Genomic DNA, 23,281 nt, shown 5'->3' on the forward strand with positions numbered 1-23,281 from the left:
GTGCCGGGTGAGGCGGTCGCGAAGCGACCGCCATGGGATGCTGAGTCGCGCGGTCCCCGGGCCCCGGGCGGCAAGGATCGCCAGTGTCCCGATCACCCGCTAGCAGGGGTCAGGACCTGACACCGACCCCCCGTCGGGCACGAGCCCGTCGAGCAGGTCGCGCACCTGGTCGGGGGTGTCGAGACGGTAGTGGGCGGCGGTCGTGCGTGCGTCGTCTTCGCCGCACACCACCACGCCGATGCCGTCGGCGGCGATGGCGTCGAAGGCGTCCTCGTCGGTGACGTCGTCGCCCACGTACAGCGGGACGACATCGGGGCGGTCCAGGCCGAGGGCGTCCAGCAGCCAGCGCAGCGCCTTGCCCTTGTCCCACGCCACGGCCGGTCGCACCTCGAAGATCTTCTTGCCGCCGGTCTTGCGCAGCTGGCCCTCGGCGGCCGTGACGGCCTGGTCGACCGCCTCCTCGATGGCCTGGACCCGCGCCGGGTCGGCCTGGCGGAAGTGGACGGCGACGGCGAAGCGCTTGCGCTCCACCGACACCCCGGGGATCGCCCCGAGCACGTCCTCGAGCGCGGTCTGCGCCCGGTCGAGCGCGGGCAGGGCCTCGGGGGCGCGCTCGTGGCGCGCACCATCGGGCTCGACGATGTCGAAGCCGTGGCTGCCGGCGTAGGCGATGCCGTCGATGCCGACCATCGCCCGCACGTCGGCGAGGTCGCGCCCGCTGACGATCGCCACGGGCACCACCGCGGCCAGGGCGCGGATCGCCTCCCGTGTCGACGCGGGCAGGGTGGCATCGGCCGCATGCTCGACGATGGGGGTCAGGGTCCCGTCGTAGTCCAGGAACACCGCCGGCGTCACGCCGGCGAGACGCTCGGCGATCTCGGCGGCCCGGTCCACCGCCGAGGGCAGGTCGCGGATCGCTGCGCGGCTCATGCCGCCCCCGCGGGGATGCGCGTGCCGGCGGCGACGACCTGCCCGTCGGCCAGCACCACGTCGGGACCGACCACCGCGGTGGCGCCGATCCGGGCGCCGGGCCCGACGATGGCGCCGCGCACCTGGACCTCCGCGCCCACCGCGACCCCGGCGTGCAGCACGGCATCGGCCAGTCGGGCTCCCGGGCCCACGGTGCAGTCGGGGCCGACCACCACCCCCGGGCCGACGTCGGCGGTCGGGTCGACCTGCGCGCTGCTGTGCACCCCGGTGGCGCCCTGCAGGCGCAACCCCGCACCGAGCGGCCAGGCGCACCGACCCTCGAGCACCGCGCGGTGCCCGGCGAGGTAGCGCTCGGGGGTCCCGAGGTCCTGCCAGTGCGCGTCGGAGACGACGCCGAGCAAGCGCGCGCCGGCGTCGAGCAGCCCGGGGAACACCGCCCGCTCGAACGACAGGGGCCCGTCGCCGGGGAACCCGGCGAACACGTCGGGGGCGAGCACGTAGGTGCCGGCGTTGACCGTGTCCGCGTCGACGGTGCCCGGTGCGGGCTTCTCGACGAAGTCGCGCACGACGCCGTCGTCGTCGCAGACGACGACCCCGAAGCTCGTCGTGTCCCCGACGCGGGTCAGGGCCAGCGTGGCGGCCGCGTCGGCCTGCTCGTGCGCCGCGAGCAGCTCGGCGAAGTCCAGGTCGGTGAGGATGTCGCCGTTGCACACGAGCACCGGCCCGTCGGCACCAGCGCCCAGCAGCCGCCGGGCCGCGCCGGCGGTGTCCAAGGGGGTCTCCTCGGTGACCACCGTGACGTCGACGCCGTCGGCCTCAAGGCCCCGCCACGGGGTGGCGTCCGCGCCGACCAGGAAGGTCGCCCGGTCGCAGCCGACCTCGGCGAGGCGGCGCAGGAGGCCCACGGCGAAGGGCTCACCCATGAAGGGCAGGAGGGGCTTGGGCCGGGTGTCGGTGAGCGGGCGCAGGCGCGTGCCCTTCCCGCCGGCGAGGATGACGGCATGCATGGGTTCCCAGCGTAGAGCCTGCGAGCCGACCGCCTATCATCGCCGTGCCATGGGTGCAGACAGCGAGCCCTCGCCGGAGTCGGTCACGGCCGCTGCTCCGGGCGTCGCCGACGTGCGCATCGGCTTCGGCCAGCAGGACCCGCCAGCGGGCGGCTACACGCTGACCGGCTTCGACGACCGTCTCGCGACCATGGCCGAGCAGCAGGAGACCCTCGTCGGTGCCGGCGACTACCGTGCGGTGTTCCACCTCACCTACCTGACGTTCTCCCGGCGGGTGCGGGCGGCGCTCGCCGCCGGGCGTTTCGCCGACGCGGACTGGGCCGCGGACATGTCCTGCCGGTTCGTCGACGCCTACCTGGAACAGGTCCGCCGGTGGGGTCGGGGCGACCCGACCCAGTGCCGCGCCTGGCGGGTCGCGTTCGGCTCCGCCCAGTCGGGTCGGGCGAACGTCGTGCAGGCGATGCTCCTCGGGATGAACGCCCACATCCACTACGACCTGGCCTTCGTGACGCTGGGGGCGTGTCGTGCCGCCGGCGACCTCAGCGATCCGAGCCCGCCACGGCCCTCGATCTCGAGGGCCCGCGTGCCCGACGCCCGCTACCGTGACTTCCTGCTCATCAACCAGGTCGGGTGGGAGAGCATCCCCCACATCCAGGAGACGGTGCTGCGCACCTTCGCCCGGACGCTGGCGTGGGGCACCAAGCCGGTCGCGCGCCTCACCAGGACCCTGGGCCAGCGCCTGCTGATGGAGGCCCGGGACACCTCCTGGGCCCACACCAGCCTGCTGGTGCACGCCCCGACCGAGACTGATCGCGCGGCCGTCGCCGCGATGATCGATGCCCACGCGGCCAGCCACACCCACCTGGTCGCCGCCCTGACGGCCAACCCACGGCGCGCCGTCGGCGGGTCGCGGGGCTGGCGCGACCGCCAGACCGACCTTCCGGAGTCAGCCCGCGACCAGCTGCTCGCGATGGCCACGACCAACCCGGTCGTCGCCGACCTCGCGCTCCGCCAGCTCGCCTTCGCCGGCGCGGACCCGGCCGTGGTCCTGGACGCCCTGGTCGATGCGGACCAGGAGGAGCTCGCGGGCAACTTCGCGGCCATGGTCGCCCGGCACGCACCGGCGCGCCGGCGCAAGGACCTCGAGCGGTACTGGCGCCGTGGGGGTCGCCAGGCCCACGCCGCCCTGACCGTCGCCCTTGCCGGCGGGTACGTCGCCGCCGGGGACCTGCCCCGCCGCGCGGTCGCCAGGGTGCACGACGCCTGGCAGGCCGCCCTCGATGACGCCCGGCGATGCGTGGCTGTCCCCGAGATCGCCGCCACCCCTGACCTGGCCGAGGCGTTGCGGGACTACGAGCAGCGCCAGAGCGACCTGCTGGCCCGAACGGGTCGCCCTCCTCGACCGCTGCACGCCGACACCGCACCGCTGCCGCTCGTCCACGCACAGACGCTGCTCGCCGTCCATCCGGACCCGTGGGTGCGCGTATGCGCGGCGGGTCACGGGCTGACCGCGGACCACGAAGGAGGCCACGCCATGGCCCAGCTCATCGAGCAGGTGCTGTTCCTGAAGTCCACGGCCGTGTTCCTGGAGGTGGACCCCGCCTCGCTGCTGCCCGTGGCCGAGGAGCTGCAGGAGTGCACCTTCGGCGCCGGCACCGCCATCATCCGCAGCGGCGACTGGGCCGACGGCATCCACCTGATCACGGAGGGCCGCGTCCGGGTCACCCAGGACCGCGACGGCAGGCGGGTGGACGTGGCCGACCTCGGCCGTGGCGACGCCCTCGGCGAGCTCTCGGCGCTGAACGACGCCCCGGCGACGGCCGACTGCACGGCCGTCACCCCGGTCCGCACCGTGTTCCTGGCGACCGGCGTCCTCGCGCAGCTGCTGCACCAGCACCCACGCGTCGCCATCGGCCTGGTGCGCGTGCTGAGCCAGCGGCTCACCACGACCACCCTGATGCTGGCGGACGGCTGAGGCGTCCCGAACCGCAGGGCAGGGCGCGTCACTGCGGGGCGCGGCCGGCGCGCCAGCGGGCGAGATCGGGCTCGTGGCCGTGCGGGCCGGGCTCGTACAGGCGGCCCAGGCCGTCGGGGCCGTAGGGCTGGTCCACCCAGCCGCGCGGGTCGTCGTGGGGGTAGCGGTAGCCCGCCCCGTGGCCGAGCTTCGCGGCGCCCTTGTAGTGGGCGTCGCGCAGGTGCGCGGGCACCGGGGCGTTGCCGAGGCGGGCCACGGCCTCGTCGGCGGCCGCCAGCGCCAGGGTGACCCGGTTGGACTTGGGTGCCAGGGCGAGGTACACGGCCGCCTCCGCCAGCGCGAAGCGGGCCTCGGGCAGGCCGACGAACTCCAGCGCCTGGAAGGCCGCAACCGCGACGGTGAGCGCCTGGGGGTCGGCCAGCCCGACGTCCTCGCCCGCGAGGACGACCATGCGGCGCGCGAGGAACCGGGGGTTCTCCCCGGCGGTCAGCATCCGCACCAGCCAGTAGACCGCCGCGTCGGGATCCGACCCGCGCAGCGCCTTGATGAAGGCGCTGACCTGGTCGTAGTGGTTGTCGGCGGTCTTGTCGTAGCGCAGGTGGGGGTTGGCCAGCGCGGACCGCACCGCCTCGACGGTCACCGGGTCGGCCAGCGCCGCGGCGGTCTCCAGCCCGGTCAGGGCCACGCGGGCGTCGCCGTCGGCGGCCTCGACCAGCGCACCGAGCGCGTCCTCCTCCACGGTCACCCCGGGCAGACCGCGCTCGTCGCTGACCGCGCGGGCCAGCAGCGCCCGCACGTCGTCGGCATCGAGGGGCTCCAGGCGGTACAGCAGGCTGCGCGACAGCAGCGGCGGGTTGACCTCGAAGTAGGGGTTCTCGGTCGTCGCGCCGATCAGGACGACCGAGCCGTCCTCGACGCCGGGCAGCAGCGCGTCCTGCTGTGACGTGTTGAAGCGGTGCACCTCGTCGATGAACAGCACGGTGCGGCGCGGGCCGGTGGCGGGATTGGTGCGGCGGCCGGCGTGGGTGCGGCGGGCGCGGGCCTCCTCGACGATGCGGCGCACGTCCTTGACCCCTGCGGTGACCGCCGACAGCTCGGCGAACGCCGCCTGCGTCGACGCCGCGATGACGTGGGCGAGGCTGGTCTTGCCCGTGCCCGGCGGGCCCCAGAGCACCACGCTCGTGACCCGGTCGGCGGTGATCGCCGCGCGTAGCGGCCCCTTCGACCCCACCAGGTGACGCTGCCCCACGACCTCGTCGAGGGTCCGGGGACGCAGGCGCGCGGGCAGCGGGGCGCCGGACATGGCCGCGCCGGCCGGCGCCTCGGCGGTCCCCGCGCCGGCGGGGTCGTCGTCGAACAGTCGCTCGCTCATCCCGGGAGTGTCGCACCGTCCCCCGCCGGGTCGCCGGACCGATATGCTGAGGGCCCGTGATGAACGAGCTGCCGGTCGGAGCCCACCTCGCCGGCTACCGGATCGAGGGGGTAGCCGGTCGCGGCGGCATGGGCGTGGTGTACCTCGCCGAGCACATCCACCTCGGCCGCCGGGTCGCGCTGAAGACGCTGTCGGGCCCCCGCGGTGCCGACGAGGAGTTCCGGGAGCGGTTCATCCGGGAGTCGCGCATGGCCGCGCGGATCGACCATCCCCACATCGTGCCCATCTTCGACGCCGGGGAGGCCGACGGGTTGCTGTACCTGGCGATGCGCCTGGTGACCGGCGGGGACCTCCAAGGCATGATCGACGACCACGCTCCCCTGGCGGTCGACATGACGCTGGGCATGATGCGCCAGGTCGCCTCGGCGCTTGATGCCGCGCACGCGCAGGGCCTGGTGCACCGCGACGTGAAGCCGGGCAACGTCCTGTTGGAGCGCGCACCCGCCGAGCACGCCCCGCACTGCTTCCTGGCCGACTTCGGCCTCACCAAGCACTCCAGCTCGGACACGGCGCTCACGAGCGCCGGCCAGCTGCTCGGCACCCTGTCCTACGTCGCCCCCGAGCAGATCGAGGGGGCTGCGCTCGACGGCCGGGCCGACCAGTACTCGCTGGCCTGCATGCTCCACGAGTGCCTGACCGGGGCGCCGCCGTTTCGCACCGACAGCGACTCGGCGCTGCCCCTGATCGCCGCGCACCTGCACGACTCGCCGCCGCCGCTGAGCGCGGCACGACCCGACCTGCCCGGCGCCCTCGACGAGGCCCTGCAGCGGGCGCTGGCGAAGTCCCCGGCGCAGCGCTACCCCGACTGCACCGCGCTCGTGGACGCGCTCGAGGACGCGGCCGGCGCGCCCCACACCACCCCGGCGGTAGCGGTACCGAGGGAGCTCGAGGACACCATCGACTTCACCCGTGTCGACGAGGGCGAGCCCCCGACCGCGCGGGATCCCGCGCCGCCCCCGGCGGCTGCCACCCCGGACCCGTCCGAGGAGCAGACCTACACCGTCGACCGTCCCCAGCCGGCGGCGTCTCCGCGGCGCCCCGCCCCGCCGCCACCCGGAGGTCGGCCCACACCACCCCCCGCGCGGCGGGGACGGCTCGTGGCTGCGGTCGTCGGCGTGCTCGCCGTGCTCGCGATCGGCGGGATCACCGCCGCGCAGGTGCTCACCGGGGCGGAGACGTCGGCCGAGGACCCCCCGCCCGATCCCGACCCCGACCCCGAGCCTGACCCCGACCCCAACCCTGCCGAGACCGAGCCCGCCACGCCCACCGACGTCGCAGAGCTCATCGCCTTCGACAGCCAGCGTGACGGCAACCGCGAGATCTACGTCGTCCGTGCCGACGGCAGTGGGCTCCGCAACCTCACCCAGCACCCCGCCGATGACCGGCAGGCCGCGTGGTCGCCGGACCGTGACGAGATAGTCTTCGCCAGCAACCGTGGCGGTACCTTCGCGCTGTACGCGGTCCGGGTCGATGACGGCTCCGTCGAACAGCTGACCGATGGGGGGCCGGCAGGCGACTTCGATCCGACGTGGTCGCCCGACGGCCAGGCGGTGGCGTTCAGCCGCCAGGGGGCCGGCGGGCGTGATCTCTACGTCGTCGACGCGACCGGTGCGGAGCCACGCCCGCTGACCGGCGGGGAAGGCAGCGACGCGCGTCCGGCCTGGGCCCCCGACGGCACGCAGCTCGCGTTCCAGAGCGACCGTGACGGGCCGCTGGACATCTGGGTGATGAACGCCGACGGCACGGGGCTGCGCAACCTCACCGACCATTCCGGCACGGACTTCCACCCGTCCTGGTCGGCGGACGGCGAACGCCTCGTCTTCGGCAGTGATCGCTCCGGGGCCGACAACATCATGGTCGTCCGCGCCGACGGCAGCGGCCTGGACAGGCTCACTAGCTCCGAGGCCTACGACGACCTCGATCCGGAGTTCTCACCCGACGGACGGTTCGTCGTGTTCCAGTCAAACCGGGACGGCAACCACGAGATCTACGTCGTGGGCGCCGACGGTGGATCCGCGGTGCGGGTCACCGACCACTCCGCCGACGACCGCGATCCGGGCTGGTGACGCTCACCCGTGCGCGTGCGGCCGCCCGCGTAGCAACGACCACAGCATCGTGACCAGCACCCAGCCCGCCAGCCCGATCCGCAGCGGGAAGCGCAGCAGCCGGCGGGGCCAGGTGGCGTAGCGGCGCGAGAAGAACCGGTCGAGGGAGCGGGCGTGCTCGACCACCATGCGGAACCGCCGCCGGGAGACGGCGCCGCCGACGGCGTGGGTGACCTCGGCGACCGGGGAGAAGACGACGCGCCAACCCCGCCGGCGCAGACGGTCGCACAGGTCCACGTCCTCCACGAACATGAAGTAGGCGGGGTCGAAGCCACCGACGTCGTCGAACGCGTCCCGGCGCAGCGCCAGGCAGCAGCCGCTGACCCAGTCGACGTCGCGCTCGCTCAGATGATCCCAGTCGGTGAGCCGGTACGCCCGCGTCCACCGGTTGTCCGGCCTCCACAGGCCCAGCAGGGCATGGCCGATCGCCTGCCCCAGGGAGGGGAAGGCGCGGGCGGAGTGCTGCACGCGACCGTCGGGGAAGCGCACCATCGGCCCGAGTGCACCCACGTCCGAATGGGCCGCCAGGTGTGCGCCCATAGCCCGGACCGACCCCGGGGGGAAGAGGGTGTCGGCGTTGGCCACCACGACGACCGGTGCGGCGGTCAGCGCCACCCCGGCGTTGGCCGCCTGGCCGAACCCGACGTTGGGCAGCGCCAGGCGGCGCACGGTCGGGAACGCGGCGGCCACGGCCTGCATGCTGCCGTCGCTTGACCCGCTGTCGACCGCGACCAGCAGGTCGGCGCCCGCGGCCTCGAGGCTGCCCAGGCAGGCGAGCAGGTCCTCGCGCGTGTTGTGGTTGACCACGACCACGGCGACCTGCTCGGCTGCGCTGTCGCCGACCTCGGACCAGACGGGGTCAGCCGTCACCCCGGCCCATCTCCGCGAGCAACCGCTGCAACGAGGCCCGCCATGGCGGCAGGGGTGCCAGACCCGTCAGCCGCGCCAGGCGGTTGTCCAGGACGCCGAACGCCGGCCGCGGCGCCGGAGCCCCGAAGGCAGCGGTGTCGGTCGGGGTGAGGTCCACGTCCAGGCCGGCCTCCTCGAAGACCGCGCCCGCGAACTCGAACCAGGTGCAGTGCCCGGCGTTGGTGAGGTGGTAGGTGCCGTGACGGCCCGAGACGGCCAGGCGGCGGATCGCCGGTGCGAGGTCGAAGGTGAAGGTCGGCGAGCCGGTCTGGTCGTCCACCACCGCGACGGCCCCCCGCTCCTCGCCGAGTCGCAGCATGGTCCTGGCGAAGTTGCCCCCGTGGGCCCCGTGCACCCACGACGTCCGCACGATGTAGTGGGCCGGCAGCGCCCGGCGCACGAGCTGCTCCCCCGCCTCCTTGGTGCGCCCGTACACGGACTGCGGATTGGTCCGGTCGAACTCGGTGTACGGGCGATCCGCCAGCCCGTCGAAGACGTAGTCGGTGGACACGTACACCATCGCGGCTCCCGCCAGCGCGCACGCCCGGGCGACCCACCACGACCCGATCGCGTTCACCGACCACGCGGTGTCCGGTTCGGACTCGCACGCATCGACCTTGGTGAACGCGGCGGCATGGACGACCAGATCCGGACCGTGGTCGCGCACGGCCGCGACGACGGACGGCTCGTCGGTGACGTCCAGGGCGGCGTGGTCCACGCCGACGACCTCGTCGTCGGCGAACGCGGCGAGCAGGTCGTGGCCGAGCTGGCCGCCTGCCCCGGTGACCAGGACCCGCACCTAGGTCCTCAGCCCCTGACGGGCACCGGCCCCGCCCTGCTTGAGCGGCCGCCACCAGTCCTCCCGCTCGCGGTACCAGGCGATCGTCGCGTCCAGGGCGTCGGCGAACGAGTGCTCGGGCTTCCAGCCCAGCGCCCGGATCCGGCTGGTGTCCACGGAGTAGCGCAGGTCGTGGCCCGGGCGGTCGGCGACGTAGTCGACCCGGGCGTCGGCGGCGTCGCCGGTCAGGCCGAAGCGCTCGAGCAGCGTGTAGGTCAGCTCCTTGTTGCTGAGCTCGTTGCCGGCTCCGACGTTGTACACCGCGCCCTGCTCGCCCTCGGTCAGCACCAGCCACTGGGCGGCGCAGTTGTCCAGGACGTACGTCCAGTCCCGGACGTTGGCACCGGCGCCGTACAGCGGCACGTTGTGCCCGTCGATGAGGTTGGTGACGAACAGCGGGATGACCTTCTCGGGATAGTGGTAGGGACCGAAGTTGTTGGCGGTGCGCGTCACGGTGATGGGGTAGCCGTAGGTGACCCCGTAGGCCCGCGCGAGCAGGTCCGCTGCGGCCTTCGACGCCGAGTACGGCGAGTTGGGCTCCAGCGCATCGCCCTCCACGAACGACTCCGGCTCGGCGACCGAGCCGTAGGTCTCGTCGGTGGAGATGTGCAGGAAGCGCCCGACCTCGAGGCGCATCGCTGCGGTGAAGAGGGTGTTCGCGCCGGCGACGTTGGCCTGGATGAAGTCGTCCGAGTCGGTGATCGAACGGTCGACGTGGCTCTCGGCAGCGAAGTTGACGATCGCGTCGTGGCCGGGCAGCGCCTCGGCGAGCAGGGCGGCGTCGTTGATGTCGCCATGCACGAACGTGTACCGGGGGTCGTCGGCGACGTCGACGAGGCTCGCGAGGTTCCCGGCGTACGTCAGGCGGTCGTAGTTGGTGACCCGGACGTCGGGCTGGGTCGCCAGGACATGGCGGATGAAGTTGGAGCCGATGAAGCCGGCCCCGCCGGTGACGAAGATGCGCATGGTGCTCCTCAGCGTGATGGCAGGCCCGACCAGCCTTCCACAATCGGGGCCGGCGGGCGAAGCGGGGCGGCGCGGCTAACCGTCCTCGGCCGCCAGGCTGCGCACGTAGGCCCCGTAGGAGGACTTGCCCAGGCCCGCGCCCAGGTTGGCGAGCTGGTCGCGGCCGATGAAGCCCATGCGGTAGGCGACCTCTTCCAGGCAGGCGATGCGCACACCCTGCCGCTGCTCCAGCACCTGCACGAAGGTGGCGGCGTCGAGCAGGCTGTCGTGGGTGCCGGTGTCGAGCCACGCCATCCCGCGTCCGAGGTTCACGACCTTGGCCTTGCCGGCCCGCAGGTAGATGTTGTTGACGTCGGTGATCTCCAGCTCGCCGCGAGCCGACGGGGCGAGGTCCTTCGCGATCCCGACCACGTCGTTGTCGTAGAAGTACAGCCCGGTGATGGCCAGGTTGGACTTGGGCTGCTCGGGCTTCTCCTCGATGGACAGCGCGCTGCCGTCCGCTGCGGACTCGACCACGCCGTAGCGCTGCGGGTCGGTGACGGGGTAGCCGAAGAGGGTCGCCCCGGCCACGGTCCGGGCCTCGCGCTGGAGCATGCCGGCGAACCCGTGGCCGTGGAAGAGGTTGTCGCCGAGCACCAGGCAGGCGTCGTCGGTCCCCACGAAGTCCGCCCCGATCACGAACGCCTCCGCGAGACCCCGCGGCTCCGGCTGCTCGGCGTAGGAGAAGGCGACGCCGAGGCCCGTGCCATCACCGAGCAGCCGCCGGAACATCGGCAGGTCGGCCGGCGTGGAGATGACCAGGATGTCGCGGATCCCGGCGAGCATCAGCACCGAGATCGGGTAGTAGACCATCGGCTTGTCGTAGACGGGCAGCAGCTGTTTCGACACCGCCAGCGTCACCGGGTGCAGACGCGTGCCGCTGCCTCCCGCGAGGACGATCCCCTTCATGGACGACTCCGACTCGAGGTGGGGGTCAACACCGGTGCTCCAGCGCCGTCGCGCCCGCGAAGGTCGGTTCCGGCTCCGGCTCGTCGGCGGCCACCGAGGTCGACTCCGGCTGACCGTCGTCATCGGCCGGGTCGGTCGGGTCGTAGTCGCTGCCGAGCACGACGGTGAACGGCTCGCCGGGCTCCCCGACCTCCACGACCGCTTCCGTGAAGGCGCCGGCGACGAGCTCGGCCTCCTCCAGCAGCTCCCGTGGGTGGAGGACGCGCACGCTCTCGTACCCGAACCGGTCCGCGTTGCCGGTCTCCTCGACCGTGAACCCGCGGCCTTCGAGCTCCTCGGCTGCGGCGGCTGCCATCCCGGCCACACCGGTGCCGTTCAGGACCGTCAGGGGGGGCACGTCGCTCGCATCGACCTCCTGCGGCTGCTCGCGCCCCAGGTCGTCGGGCGCGGCGCTGCCCTCCCGGAAGGCCACGAACAGCTCCTCGGCCTCGTCCTCGTCGACGACCGCCATCGCCGCGCCGTTGATGCTCCGCGGCGTGGCCGGGACGACGCGGGTGTCCAGCCCGTCGGTGGTCAGGTTGCGCAGGCTGAAGGCGATCCGGCGCATGTCTGCCAACGACAGCTCCTGGTCGGTCTCGACGGCGCTGCCGGCCGCGCTGACGAGCGAGAAGAGGCGCGGCACGTTCAGCAGGGTGCCCGCGCTGGCGACCTCGCCCAGGAGCTCGCGCAGGAAGCGTTGCTGGCGGGCCATCCGTCCGAAGTCGTTGTCGATCTTGCGGGCGCGCACGAACCCGAGCGCGTCCGTCCCGTCAAGCGTCTGGCACCCCGGCTCGAGGTCCAACCCGGCGTAGCGGTCCCGCAGCCCCGGCTCCTCGATGTACATCGTCACCCCGCCGAGGACGTCGACCACATCGATGAACCCGGCGAAGTTGACCTCCACGTAGTGCTGGATCGGGATGTCGGTGAGCTCCGTCACGGTGTCCACCAGGCAGGACGCTCCGCCCGTGCCGTCGGCCTCGCCGATGCCGTAGGCGGCGTTGATCCTGCCCTCGCTGCCGTCACAGCGCGTGACGAGCAGATCTCGGGGGAAGCTCAACAGCGAGGCGTGTGCGCGGCCGGGGTCGAGCTGGAGCAGCATGACCGTGTCGGTGCGGCCCCCGTCGACCCGGTCGGTGCCCAGCGCGACCAGCTGCTCGTCGGTCAGCCCCCTGCGGCTGTCGTCGCCGACCAGCAGGACGTTCAGGATCCCGGTGGTCTCCTCGATGTCACCGATCGCCTCGGCCGGACCGGCCAGGTTGGCGACGTCGACCCGGCCGATGGACCGTTCGCCGTACCAGAGCAGCGCACCGGCGGTGGTCAAGGCCGTCAGGCCCATCACGAGGACGAACGCGCCGACGAGCATCCCGATGCGCCGGAGCGACCAACGGCGTCCACGGCGACCGCCCCCACGTTCGAGGGGGCCGAACTCGCCGGGAGGCAGACTGTGGCCGATCTCGGGCACGGGAAAAGGTCGTCCTTCTGGAGCCGTCTGTCGGGTGGGCTGGTCTCCGCTGTGCGCAGATGTACCGGGACAGTGCGCGGATCAGCAGCGCGCGACCCACAGGGCCAGGCCACAGGGGGAACCGTACACGCTGCCCCGTCGCCACTCCACCATCCCCGGTCGGTCGGGGGTGGCCATTCGGCCGCTACCATCCTCGCCATGCCTTCCGGTTACACCCCGCCCGAGGACGCGCCGCCGTCCGCCCGCAACCTGGGCGCGTTGGCGTCCCAGCAGGTGCGCACCCGTGGACACGCCCCCTTCATCACCTTCTACGACGATGCGAGGGGGGAACGCACCGAGCTCTCCTACGCCACCTTCGACAACTGGGTGTCCAAGACCGCCAACCTCCTCGTCGAGGAGCTGGAGGTCGGCCGGGGCGACCGCGTCGCCACCCTGCTCGGTAACCACTGGACCGCCGTCGTGGTCGCCTTCGCGTGCTGGAAGGTGGGATGCAGCGTGGTTCCGGTGGACGCCGACCCCGGCATGCTCGCCGCGTCCGGCGCCGCCACGGTGGTCGCACGCGAGGATCTCGTCGGTGGGCTCACCCAGGACGCCGGCGGCGCCGACCGGCCCCAGGTGGTCGTGGTCGGTCAGGGCATGGGTGGGCGCCTGTCGGGGACAGCCGCGTCGCCCGAGGACGCCGTGGCCTACGGGGAGGAGGTGCTGGCCTTCGCCGACGACTACGACGACCCCGACGTGGGGCCGCCAGACGAGGCGCTCCTGGTGCTGCCGGCCGGTGGGTCGGGCCCGCCGGCGGCCGTCCGTCTGACGCAGGGCAACCTTCTGGCCGCCGCCGAGGCCCTCGCAGCCTGGGGGCTCGGGTCCGACGATCGGCTGCTGTGCACCCGGGCGGTCCACCTGCCCGACGGGCTCGTCCTCGCCCACCTCGGCGCCTTCGCGGCGGGCGCATCGGTGGTGCTGACGCGGACGTTCGACCCGTCGCGCCTCTGGCGCCGGGCCGCGGACGAACGCGCCACCCTCCTGCACCTCGCCCCGGCCCACCTGGACCAGCTCGAGGCCGGCAGCCCGCCCGAGGGGCTGCGCTGCGCCCTGGTGCCGGCGGGCGCCGACCCCGGGGTGACCGCCGGTGTCCGCGAGCGCCTGCCCGTCGTCGTGGGGCACGGCCTGGCCGAAGCCACGAGCATCTCGACCCTGTCCCCGCCGGCTCCCGACGCGGACACGCGGGCGTGGCTGGAGGAGGCCGCCGGGCGCCCGGTCGGCGCCGTCACCGCCCGCGCGGCTGTCGCGGCGCTGGATGCCGCTGGCGCGCCACTGGACCACGGTGCCGAGGGTCGTCTCGGGATCGGCGGGCCGGTCGTCATGGCCGGGTACGACGGGCGCCCCGACCTCGACGAGCGCGCCCTCGGGTCAGGCTGGTTCGCCTCCGCCGAGCGTGGTTACACCGACGTCGGGCCCGACGGCGCAACGCACGTGTTCGTCACCGGACCCGCATAGCCCGCATGCGGGCAGGGCGCCGAGGCGGGCCGGCGTGGTGGGGCCAGTTCAGAGGAGCGCCGCGGCAGCCGCCAGCCCCACGCCGGCGGCCGCGAGGCTCGCGAGGAGGTTGGCCGCGATGTTGACCAGCGCCGCCGGGACGTGCCCGTCGGCGACGAGGCGGACCGTGTCGACGGCGAACGTCGAGAAGGTCGTGAAGCTGCCGGCGAAGCCGACCCCGGCCACCAGCCCCACGGTGGCGGGTGCGTCACCGAACAGGACCGTGCCCGCGACCACGCCGCCCACGAGCGAGCCGCCGACGTTCACGGCCAGGGTGCCCCACGGCCTGGCGCCGCCGGTGCGGTGGGCGATGGCCCAGTCCACGAGGTAGCGGGCCGACGCGCCGAGCGCCCCCGCGACCGCGACCGCCACGACCGTCACGGCTGCTCGACCCCTCTGCGGCCACGGGCGCCCAGGGGCCGCCACCGACCCGCGGACGCCCCGAGGAAGGCGGCCGCCAGACCGACGACCACGGTGGCGGTGGCGTAGAGGCCGGCCACGGCCCACGACCGGGCGGCCAGCAGCAGGCTCAGCTCGACCGCGAAGGTGGAGAAGGTCGTGTAGGCACCGAGCAGCCCGGTGCCCAGCAGCGCACGCCCGTAGCGGCTGGCGGGCCGGTGGTGCTGGAGCACCGTCAGGAGCGCCCCGAGCAGGAAGGCCCCGGTCACGTTCTCGACGAGGGTGGCCCACGGGAAGCCGCCGGCGGCCGTCGGGAAGGCCGCGACGCCAGCCGCACGGATGGACGCTCCGGCCGCGCCACCGATGGCCACGGCGGCGACCATGCGTGCCGGCGGCAGGGGGGTTGCTCGCATCGCAGAGGAGGGTAGGTGATGGGGCGGGGGGCGTAGACTGCCGCGGCCACCCGGCGGAAGGACCACGCTCGATGCGGATCAACCGCGCGCTGCCGCGGGAAGTCGTCGGCTACTGGAGCCAGGAACGGCGCACCTTGCGGCAAGGCTTCGTCGCGCTGGCGATCTCGTCGGGGGTCGGCATGGCGGCTGGCGCCGTGCTGGGCTCCATGGACGAGCTGCTGGCGGCACTGCCGGGTCTGCTGCTGCTGGTTCCGGCGGCCATCGGCATGCGCGGGGCGATCTTCGGGGCGCTGGCGGCCCGTCTCGGCACGGGCATCCTCACCGGACAGTTCACCACGGCCTGGGACCGCCGGTCGTTCACCGCGCAGAACGTGGAGGCCGCGGCGCTCCTGACGCTGTTCAGCTCCGCGCTGGCTGCCGTCGCGGCGCGCGCCCTGGCATCCGCCTTCGGGTTGCCCAGCATCGCGGTGTGGAAGCTGATGGTGATCTCGATGGTCGGCGGCCTCCTCGCCAGCGTGTTCATCCTGCTGATGGTGATCGCGCTGGCACGCACCGCGCAACGGCGGGACTGGGACATGGACGCGATCGGCGCGCCGCTGGTCACCACCGTCGGCGACATCGTCACCCTGCCGGCGCTCGTCCTGGCGACGTTCCTGGTCGCCGACGCCCGGGTCAGCGCGGTGCTGGGCGGCCTCCTGCTCGCCGGGGCGGTCGCCGCGGTGTGGTTCGGCCTGCGCAGCCCCGGCCAGATCACGCGCCGGATCATGCTGGAGAGCCTGCCGGTGCTCACCTACGCCGCGATCGTGGACATCCTCGCCGGTGGCGTCCTGGAGGCGCGCCTCGACGCGTTCGTCGACAGCCCGGCGCTGCTCGTGCTCATCCCGCCGTTCATCGCCAACTGCGGGTCGCTGGGCGGCATCCTGTCCGCGCGCCTCGGCAGCGAGCTGCATCTCGGTCTCATCACGCCGCGGAGCTGGCCCGAGAAGGTCGCCGCCTTCGAGGGCTCGATCACCGTCCTGTTCAGCATCACGGCGTTCAGCGGCGTCGGGTTGGTCGCGCACACGGTCGCGGTCCTGTTCGGCTTCGACTCCCCTGGTCTTGCCACCATGATCGGGATCGCGCTCCTCGGCGGGCTGCTGGCCTTCTTCTTCATGTTCGTGGTGGCCTACTACGCGGCGACCGCGACGTTCCGCTTCGGGTGGGACCCCGACAACCACGGCATCCCCATCGTGACCGCGACCATGGACTTCCTCGGGGTCCTGTGCTTGGTTGCGGCGATCTCCTTGTTCGGAGTGATCTGACATGCGACGCAACGTGAAGGAACTGATCGTCGAGGCGAAGGACGCCTCCGAGCTCATGGTCGATCTGGCCTACGCGGCCGTGTTCTTCGGCGACGACGACCTGGGTCGTGAGGTGCTCCGTCTGGAGGACCGCATGGACGCCGCGGTGCACGAGCTGCGGGTGATGTGCATGCTCGCCGCCCGCTCACCCGACGACGCGGAGTCGCTGGCCGGGGTGCTCGGCATGGTCAACTCCATGGAGGAGATCGCCGACGCCGCCGAGGACATCGCGCGCGTGGTCCTGAAGGATCTCGACGTGCCCGGCGAGCTGCGCGACGACCTGCGCCACGCCGAGGAGGTCACAGCCCGCGTCAAGCTGCGCCCGGACAACCAGCTGGCCAGCCGCGCCCTGCGCGACCTCATGCTGCCGAGCGCGACCGGCATGTGGGTGATCGCGATCCGCCGCGACGTGGACTACCTGTACGGGCCCTCGGGCGACACCGTGATCGCCGACGGCGACGTCCTGTTCCTGCAGGGCCCGGCCGAAGGGGTGGACCGGGTCCGCGAGCTCGCCGGTGGGGAGCCGTTCGGTCTGCAGCGGCCGGCGCAGCCCACACGGCTGACCGACCTCGACCGCGCGGTCGACCTCCTGGTCGAGCTGAAGAACGCCACCGAGGTCGCCGTCGGCCTGGCCTACTCGGCCATCCTGTTCCGCGACCGGGGCCTGGTCGGTGAGGTCTCCACGCTGGAGGACCAGTGCGACGACCTCTACTACGAGCTGCAGCGGTGGGTCCTGCGCGCCGCGAGCGGCCTGGACGACTCCGAGCACGGCGAGCTGCGCGGCCTGCTGCAGATCGGCAACTCCTCCGAGCGCATCGCCGACGCGGCCCAGAACATGACGCGTCTGGTGGAGTCCGACGAGGAGCCCCACCCGGTGGTGGCCGTGGCGCTGCGCGAGGCAGACGAGATCGTCGCCGACGCCATGGTCGGCCCCGGCTCGCCCGTCGAGCAGCAAACCCTGCGCGAGCTGTCGCTGGAGACCGAGACCGGCATGTACGTCCTGGCGATCCAGCGAGGCGGCCGATGGCTGTACCGACCTCGGGGCCGGCGCCAGCTCCAGGCCGGCGATCGCATCCTGGCCACCGGCCCCGAGGAGGGGGTGGCCCGCCTCCGCGCGCTCCTGGGCGATGTGCGCGACTACGATGCCGAGCAGGAGGACCCCTCCGTTGGGTGAGCCGGCATGTCCCGCACGGATGAGCCGGCGCCCGAACGGGAAAGCTCCGGGTGCGCAGGAAGGAGCAGACGTGAGCTTGGACCTTGACCCCACGCCCCTGGCGGGCACCACGCTGGCCGCCGGCCAGATGCTGCCCGACGTGGTGTTCACCGACGCCCGCACCGGGCGCCGATGGCGCCCGTCCCAACTGCGCCAGCGGGCCGCCCAGGTGCTGTGCTTCCTGCACGACGACTGCCGGCCCTGCGATGGTGTCCTGGCACGCCTCGACGAGCGCGAGGCGGACCTGCGCTGGTCGGACGCCGAGGTCCGGGCGGTGCGCGCAAGCCCCACCGACGGGCCCTTCCCGGTGCTGCTGGACCCGGAGGGGCGGGTCTGTCGTCGGCTCCTCGGCCCCGACGGGCGTCGCCCCACCCTGATCGTGACCGACCGCTACACCGCGGTGGCGGACGCCTATCCCGCGCCCGAGCACGCCTTTCCCGAGGTCGACACCGTGTTGCGGTCCCTGCGCCTGCTGGCCTGCGACTGCGAGTAGGCGCGGTCGGGGGCGGGGACCGGTCGAGACCCCCGGCACGTCGCGGTATACAAGGGAGGCAGACCTCGACGCGAAAACGGTGACGCATGAAGCTGGCGATCCTGTCCCGAGCTCCCGAGAGCTACAGCACGCGGCGGCTGAAGGCCGCCGCACACGAACGTGGGCACAAGGTGCGGGTGCTGAACACCCTGCGGTTCGCGATCGACCTCACCGGCGACGAGCCCGATCTCCAGTACCGCGGGAAGTCGTTGTCGCACTACGACGCGGTCCTGCCCCGCATCGGCGCGTCCATCACGTTCTTCGGCATGGCCGTGGTCCGCCAGTTCGAGCAGATGGATGTCTACACCCCCACCACCGCGGCGGGGATCGCCAACTCGCGCGACAAGCTGCGCGCCATCCAGATCCTGTCGCGCCACGACGTCAGCATGCCGGCGACCGCCTTCGTGCGCGACCGCGCCGACGTGCTGCCCGCGGTGGAACGCGTCGGTGGCGCACCGGTGGTCATCAAGCTGCTGGAGGGCACCCAGGGCATCGGGGTGATCCTCGCGCCGGACAAGAAGGTCGCCGAAGCGGTCATCGAGACGCTCCAGAGCACCAAGCAGAACGTGCTCATCCAGCGCTTCATCGCCGAGAGCAGGGGCAAGGACCTGCGCGCCTTCGTGGTCGGTGACCGCGTCGTGGCGGCGATGCGACGCAGCGCGCAGGGCGACGAGTTCCGCTCCAACGTGCACCGGGGCGGCTCGACGGAGATCGTCGAGCTGGACGAGGCCTACCGCACGGTGGCGGTCAAGGCGGCACAGATCATGGGCCTCAAGGTCGCCGGTGTCGACATGCTCGAAGGCGCGGACGGCCCGCTGGTGATGGAGGTCAACTCCTCACCGGGCCTGGAGGGCATCGAGACCGCCACCGAGCTCGACATCGCCGGTGCTATCATCGACTACATCGCCAACCAGGTGGCGTTCCCCGAGTTGGACGTGCGCCAGCGGCTCACCGTCAGCGCCGGCTACGGCGTGGCCGAGCTGCTCGTCCGGGAGGGCGCCGACATCCTGGGCAAGACCATCGCCGAGTCGGGCCTGCGGGAACGGGACGTCACGGTCCTGAACCTCACCCGCGACACCCGCGTGATCCCCAACCCCAAGGGGAGCCGCGAGCTGGAGGTCGGCGATCGTCTGCTGTGCTTCGGCAAGCTGGAGGCCATGCGTGACCTCGTCCCCGCCCGTCGGCGCAAGCGTGCCCGACCCAAGGTCCAACCGCTGCCCGACGACCCCATGCTCGGCGAGGACGACGAAGCCGGCGCGTGACGGCCTCGTCGCTGCCGGTGCCCGACCCCGGAGCCGGCGCGGGCGGTGGGCGGCGCTGACCGCCGTGGTGGTCCTGACCGCCTGCGGGGCGGGCGAAAGGCCGGCGGCCGGCGACCCCACGCGCCTCACGGTCTTCGCCGCGGCGTCGCTGACCGACGCGTTCGCCGAGCTCGCCGACGCCTTCGCGGCTGACCACCCCGGCGTCCGGGTCGACGTCAACGCCGCCGGCAGCCAGACCCTGGCCCACCAGATCAACCAGGGCGCGCCCGCTGACGTCTTCGCCTCGTCCGCGGCCGAGCAGATGGCCGTCGTCGAGGAGGCGGGCAACCTCGCCGCGCAACCCCGGGTGTTCGCCGCCAACCGCCTGGCCATCGCGGTCGAGGAGGGCAACCCGCGGGGGGTTCGGGGTCTGGCCGACCTCGCCGACCCCGACCTCGTGGTCGCGCTGCCCGGCGAACAGGTGCCGGCCGGGGCCCACGCCCGCCGCGTGCTCGACGCCGCCGGGGTCACGGTGGAACCCGCGACGCTGGAAGCCGACGTGCGCACTGCTCTGGGGCGGGTCGTGCTCGGCGAGGCCGACGCCAGCGTGGTGTACGCCAGCGACGTCGTCGCGGCGGACGGCCGGGTCGACGGGGTGGCCATCCCCGAAGGCGCCAACGTCACCGTCGCCTACCCCATCGCGGCGCTGGCCGGTCCGGCCGATCCCGCCGACGCGCGTGCCTTCGTCGCGTTCGTCCTCGGCGAGGAGGGGCAGGCCATCCTCGCCCGGCACGGGCTGCGGGCACCGTGAGACGCGATCGGCCGCCGGACGCCGACCACCGGCAGGGTGGCCTGCCCGCCCCGGTGCTGGCGCTCGGCATGGTCGGCCTGGCCCTCCTGCTGCTGCCCCTGGCGGGGCTGGTCGCCGGCACCCCGTGGCGCCAGGCGGGTGCGCTGCTTGGCGATCCCGCCGTCGGCGCCGCACTGCGCGTCTCGCTCATGTCCTCCCTCGCCGCGCTGGCGCTGGCCACCGTGCTGGGGTTGCCGCTGGCGCTGCTGTTCGCCCGCTACGACTTCCCGGGCAAGCGCATCCTGCGCGCCCTGGCGGTGCTGCCGATGGTGCTGCCCCCCGTCGTCGGCGGGGTGGGCCTCCTGCTCGCGTTCGGTCGCCGCGGGCTGGTCGGACGCCCGCTGGAGGCCCTGACCGGTGTCACCATCCCCTTCACCGGCGCCGCGGTGGTGCTCGCGGCGACGTTCGTGGCCATGCCGTTCCTGGTCGTCAGCGTGGAGTCCGGGCTGCGGATGCTGGACCGCCGCTACGAGGATGCCGCCGCCACGCTGGGCGCCAGCCGGTGGACGACGTTCCGGCGCGTGACCGTGCCCCTGCTGCTGCCGTCGCTTTCGGCGGGCATGGCCCTGTGCTGGGCCCGCGCCCTCGGGGAGTTCGGGGCGACGATCACCTTCGCCGGCAACCTGCCGGGTCGGACCCAGACCATGCCCCTGGCGGTCTACCTGGAGCTGGGCCGCAACCCCGAGGCGGCGTACCTGCTGAGCCTGGTCCTCCTGGCTGTGTCGGTGCTGGTGCTCGTAGCGCTGCGCGACCGGTTCCTGGGTGGCTCATGAGCCTTTACGCCCGCGTCGCGCTGGCCCATGGCGACCTGCGCCTGGACGTCACCATCGCCGTGGCCGCCGGTGAGGTCGTCGCCGTCCTGGGCCCCAACGGGGCCGGCAAGACCAGCCTCCTGCGGGCCCTGGCCGGACTCCTGCCGCTTGCCGACGGACGGGTGGTCCTCGACGGGCGGACGCTCGAGGACCCCGCCGCGAACGTCCGCGAACCCGCCGCGCGCCGCGCCGTCGGCATGGTCTTCCAGGACCAGGTGTTGTTCCCCCACCTGTCCGTGATCGACAACGTGGCCTTCGGGCTGCGCTGCCGCGGGGCGGGCAGGATCCAGTCGCGCTCCGCCGCCGCGGCCTGGCTGCAGCGTGTGGGATTGTCCGCCCAGGCCGGTCACCGACCGCGGGCCCTGTCCGGAGGGCAGGCGCAGCGGGTGGCGCTGGCCCGCGCGCTAGCCAGCGCCCCGGACCTGTTGCTGCTCGACGAGCCGATGGCCGCCCTGGACGTCGAGGCCCGCCAGACGGTGCGCCGCGAGCTACAGGCCCACCTGGACGCGTTCGCCGGTCCGTGCCTGCTGGTCACCCACGAGCCGCTGGAGGCACTGGCGCTGGCCGACCGGTTGGTGATCCTGGAGGGCGGCACGGTCGTGCAGGACGGCCCCGCCGCCGACGTCGCCCGGCGACCGCGTTCGGACTGGGTGGCACGCCTGGTCGGCCTCAACCTCTACCGCGGTGTCGCGGCCGGCCACGACATCACCCTGACCGAGGGTGCGCGCCTGCACAGCGCGGACGCCGGCGACGGCGACGTCTTCGCGGTCGTGCACCCCCGCGCGGTGGCGCTGCACGTGGCACCACCGAGCGGCAGCCCCCGCAACACCTGGCAGGGCACCGTCGCCGCGATCGACCTGCACCGCGACCACGTCCGGGTGCACATCACGGGACCGCTGCCGATCGTGGCGCAGATCACCCCCGGCAGCCTCGCCGAGCTCTCCCTGCGTGAGGGGGTCGCGGCCTGGGTGTCGGTCAAGGCTTCCGAGGTGGAGCTGTTCCCTCGCTGACCCCCGCCCCGCGGGGGCGCCGAGACGGTCAGCCCTCGGCGCGGTCGGGGGCGGGGTAGGCGGGCAGCCCGTCGATGCTGGACGCATTGCGCTCGGCCCGGTAGGCCACCAGACCGTCGGGTCCCTTCTTCTCGCTCCACCGGTCGAGCACGTCGCGGGGGCCCTGAACCTCCAAGAGGGGCACGCCGTACCCGCAGGACGACGAGATGCGCGTCACCGCCACGCGGATGTAGGCGCGGGCGCCGACGTGCGGCGGGAAGCGCTGGTCGAGCGTCGCGTACGCCGGCTCGTCGGGCAGCACCACCTGGCCGCGGCCGTGGAGCCGCACGATGCGCGGGGGACCCGAGAACGCGCAGGCCATCAGCACGATGCGCCCGTTGTCGCGCAGGTGCGCAATGGTCTCCGAGCCGCTGCCGGTGAGATCCTGGTAGGCGACCTCGTGCGCACCGAGCACCCGTAGGGTGTCCATGCCCTTCGGCGACACGTTCACGTGCCCGTCGAGCGCTCCCGGCGCAGTCGCGACGAAGAACACCGGCTGCGCCTCGAGCCACGCGCCCAGCTTCGGGTCGATGCGATCGATCTGCTCGGCCATCCCCCGCACGCTACCGCGTCGCCGGCGACATGCCCATGGCGCGCAGGGAGCGCCTGTCCATCCGACAACGTCCCGCCCCCGTTGCATCAGAATAGGCTTGCCGACCTACCGGAGGTCATCCATGAAGAAGGTCCTGTTCGGTCTCGTGGTGCTGCTCGCCGTGGCGGCGCTGGCCGTGGAGCTGGTCGCTCCGCAGCTGGCGAGCGCCCGCATCGAGGAGCGGGTCCAGGAGCAGACCGCGGGCGCGCTGGGCGTGTCCGCGCGGGTCGGTCCGTTCCCGGTGGTCACCCGGCTGCTCGCCACCAACGAGGTGCCGCGCCTGAGCGTCACCATCGACGAGGTCGTCGGGCAACAGCTGCCGGTGGCGGCGGTGCGCTTCGAGCTCGAGGGCGTGTCGCTGGACCGCGACGCCCTGTTGGGCGGGCAGGTGCGGGTGCGCGCCATCGACCGCGGGCGGGTCACCGCCGTGCTGGACCCCAACGTGCTGACCGACGCCCTCGGCGTGCCCGTGCGGATCGAGGACGGCCAACTCGTGGTGGAGATCGCCGGCACCCGGCGCACGCTGCCCTTGGACGTGCAGGGCGGCGCCGTGCGCCTGCCCGCCGGCTTGCCCGACATCGCACTGCCCGACATCCTGCCGTGCGCCCCCGACGAGACGGCCACAGGCGGTGACCGCATCGAGCTGTCCTGCACCATCGACGTGCCGCCGCCCTTCCTGCAGTAGCGCGCCGGAGC

22 protein-coding genes are annotated in these 23,281 nt (G+C 73.4%); 11 read left to right on the forward strand and 11 right to left on the reverse strand.

The genetic code is table 11. From position 1 onward, the window contains the following. Nucleotides 1-99: 99 nt before the first annotated feature. Together otsB and WD250_02195 are read right to left on the reverse strand one after the other, a co-directional pair. A complete protein-coding gene (gene otsB / locus WD250_02190) occupies nucleotides 100-930 on the reverse strand; it encodes a trehalose-phosphatase (GenBank protein MEX2619006.1) in 831 nt (276 codons plus the stop codon). Next, nucleotides 927-1,937: an NDP-sugar synthase gene (locus WD250_02195; GenBank protein ID MEX2619007.1), complete on the reverse strand. Its 1,011-nt coding sequence runs from the start codon at nucleotides 1,935-1,937 to the stop codon at nucleotides 927-929. The genes otsB and WD250_02195 overlap by 4 nt, the downstream gene beginning before the upstream one ends. A gap of 49 nt (nucleotides 1,938-1,986) precedes the next feature. On the opposite strand from WD250_02195, the gene WD250_02200 reads away from it, so the two are divergent. Then, entirely contained in the window at nucleotides 1,987-3,912 is a 1,926-nt protein-coding gene (locus tag WD250_02200) for a DUF5995 family protein (protein MEX2619008.1), read from the forward strand. 28 nt (nucleotides 3,913-3,940) lie between these two features. Here WD250_02200 and WD250_02205 read toward each other — a convergent pair whose 3' ends face one another. Next, nucleotides 3,941-5,284, reverse strand: a complete 1,344-nt coding sequence (locus WD250_02205) for a replication-associated recombination protein A (GenBank protein MEX2619009.1) — start codon at nucleotides 5,282-5,284, stop codon at nucleotides 3,941-3,943. Nucleotides 5,285-5,343: 59 nt separating this feature from the next. Between WD250_02205 and WD250_02210 the strand changes: the two genes are divergently transcribed. Further along, nucleotides 5,344-7,410 (forward strand): protein kinase, encoded by a 2,067-nt coding sequence (locus tag WD250_02210; GenBank protein MEX2619010.1) that lies wholly within the window; start codon nucleotides 5,344-5,346, stop codon nucleotides 7,408-7,410. Nucleotides 7,411-7,413: 3 nt separating this feature from the next. Here WD250_02210 and WD250_02215 read toward each other — a convergent pair whose 3' ends face one another. The 5 genes from WD250_02215 to WD250_02235 all read right to left on the reverse strand — a co-directional run bounded on the left by WD250_02215 (nucleotide 7,414) and on the right by WD250_02235 (nucleotide 12,611). After that, nucleotides 7,414-8,319, reverse strand: a complete 906-nt coding sequence (locus WD250_02215; GenBank protein ID MEX2619011.1) for a glycosyltransferase family 2 protein — start codon at nucleotides 8,317-8,319, stop codon at nucleotides 7,414-7,416. Further along, nucleotides 8,309-9,157 (reverse strand): dTDP-4-dehydrorhamnose reductase, encoded by an 849-nt coding sequence (rfbD, locus tag WD250_02220; GenBank protein ID MEX2619012.1) that lies wholly within the window; start codon nucleotides 9,155-9,157, stop codon nucleotides 8,309-8,311. Before rfbD ends, WD250_02215 begins: the two co-directional genes overlap by 11 nt. Then, a complete protein-coding gene (rfbB, locus tag WD250_02225) occupies nucleotides 9,158-10,162 on the reverse strand; it encodes a dTDP-glucose 4,6-dehydratase (GenBank protein ID MEX2619013.1) in 1,005 nt (334 codons plus the stop codon). Between the two features lie 75 nt (nucleotides 10,163-10,237). After that, the gene (gene rfbA / locus WD250_02230; protein MEX2619014.1) at nucleotides 10,238-11,110 is read right to left on the reverse strand and encodes a glucose-1-phosphate thymidylyltransferase RfbA; all 873 of its coding nucleotides are present in this window, start codon (nucleotides 11,108-11,110) and stop codon (nucleotides 10,238-10,240) included. Nucleotides 11,111-11,135: 25 nt separating this feature from the next. Continuing rightward, nucleotides 11,136-12,611 (reverse strand): LCP family protein, encoded by a 1,476-nt coding sequence (locus WD250_02235; protein ID MEX2619015.1) that lies wholly within the window; start codon nucleotides 12,609-12,611, stop codon nucleotides 11,136-11,138. Nucleotides 12,612-12,809: 198 nt separating this feature from the next. On the opposite strand from WD250_02235, the gene WD250_02240 reads away from it, so the two are divergent. Next, nucleotides 12,810-14,105: a TIGR03089 family protein gene (locus WD250_02240; GenBank protein ID MEX2619016.1), complete on the forward strand. Its 1,296-nt coding sequence runs from the start codon at nucleotides 12,810-12,812 to the stop codon at nucleotides 14,103-14,105. A 48-nt stretch (nucleotides 14,106-14,153) separates the two neighbouring features. On the opposite strand, the gene WD250_02245 is transcribed toward WD250_02240, so the two are convergent. Together WD250_02245 and WD250_02250 are read right to left on the reverse strand one after the other, a co-directional pair. Next, the gene (locus WD250_02245; protein ID MEX2619017.1) at nucleotides 14,154-14,525 is read right to left on the reverse strand and encodes a CrcB family protein; all 372 of its coding nucleotides are present in this window, start codon (nucleotides 14,523-14,525) and stop codon (nucleotides 14,154-14,156) included. Then, complete coding sequence (locus WD250_02250) at nucleotides 14,522-14,956, reverse strand: CrcB family protein (GenBank protein MEX2619018.1); 435 nt, start codon at nucleotides 14,954-14,956, stop codon at nucleotides 14,522-14,524. Before WD250_02250 ends, WD250_02245 begins: the two co-directional genes overlap by 4 nt. Nucleotides 14,957-15,027: 71 nt before the next feature. Here WD250_02250 and WD250_02255 point away from each other — a divergent pair, with 71 nt between their 5' ends. The 7 genes from WD250_02255 (at nucleotide 15,028) to WD250_02285 (ending at nucleotide 21,954) form a co-directional block, all read left to right on the forward strand. Continuing rightward, nucleotides 15,028-16,257: a magnesium transporter gene (locus WD250_02255; protein ID MEX2619019.1), complete on the forward strand. Its 1,230-nt coding sequence runs from the start codon at nucleotides 15,028-15,030 to the stop codon at nucleotides 16,255-16,257. A 1-nt stretch (nucleotide 16,258) separates the two neighbouring features. Then, nucleotides 16,259-17,470, forward strand: coding sequence for a TrkA C-terminal domain-containing protein (locus WD250_02260; GenBank protein MEX2619020.1), 1,212 nt, complete (start codon nucleotides 16,259-16,261; stop codon nucleotides 17,468-17,470). Between the two features lie 70 nt (nucleotides 17,471-17,540). Next, nucleotides 17,541-18,002 (forward strand): hypothetical protein, encoded by a 462-nt coding sequence (locus WD250_02265; protein MEX2619021.1) that lies wholly within the window; start codon nucleotides 17,541-17,543, stop codon nucleotides 18,000-18,002. 86 nt (nucleotides 18,003-18,088) lie between these two features. After that, entirely contained in the window at nucleotides 18,089-19,303 is a 1,215-nt protein-coding gene (locus WD250_02270; GenBank protein ID MEX2619022.1) for a RimK family alpha-L-glutamate ligase, read from the forward strand. A 64-nt stretch (nucleotides 19,304-19,367) separates the two neighbouring features. Further along, a complete protein-coding gene (modA, locus tag WD250_02275; GenBank protein MEX2619023.1) occupies nucleotides 19,368-20,093 on the forward strand; it encodes a molybdate ABC transporter substrate-binding protein in 726 nt (241 codons plus the stop codon). Next, the gene (locus WD250_02280; protein ID MEX2619024.1) at nucleotides 20,090-20,905 is read left to right on the forward strand and encodes an ABC transporter permease; all 816 of its coding nucleotides are present in this window, start codon (nucleotides 20,090-20,092) and stop codon (nucleotides 20,903-20,905) included. Before modA ends, WD250_02280 begins: the two co-directional genes overlap by 4 nt. After that, nucleotides 20,902-21,954 carry an ABC transporter ATP-binding protein gene (locus WD250_02285; protein ID MEX2619025.1) on the forward strand — a complete coding sequence of 351 codons (1,053 nt, stop codon included), beginning with the start codon at nucleotides 20,902-20,904 and terminating at the stop codon, nucleotides 21,952-21,954. Before WD250_02280 ends, WD250_02285 begins: the two co-directional genes overlap by 4 nt. A 28-nt stretch (nucleotides 21,955-21,982) precedes the next feature. Here the strand turns inward: WD250_02285 and WD250_02290 are convergent, their stop codons facing one another. Beyond that, nucleotides 21,983-22,546 (reverse strand): pyridoxamine 5'-phosphate oxidase family protein, encoded by a 564-nt coding sequence (locus tag WD250_02290; protein MEX2619026.1) that lies wholly within the window; start codon nucleotides 22,544-22,546, stop codon nucleotides 21,983-21,985. A gap of 121 nt (nucleotides 22,547-22,667) precedes the next feature. Between WD250_02290 and WD250_02295 the strand changes: the two genes are divergently transcribed. Continuing rightward, nucleotides 22,668-23,270 (forward strand): LmeA family phospholipid-binding protein, encoded by a 603-nt coding sequence (locus tag WD250_02295; GenBank protein MEX2619027.1) that lies wholly within the window; start codon nucleotides 22,668-22,670, stop codon nucleotides 23,268-23,270. The last annotated feature ends 11 nt before the right edge of the window (nucleotides 23,271-23,281 follow it).

The sequence above is a fragment of the Egibacteraceae bacterium genome, from assembly GCA_040905805.1.
Classification (GTDB): Bacteria; Actinomycetota; Nitriliruptoria; order Euzebyales; family Egibacteraceae; genus DATLGH01.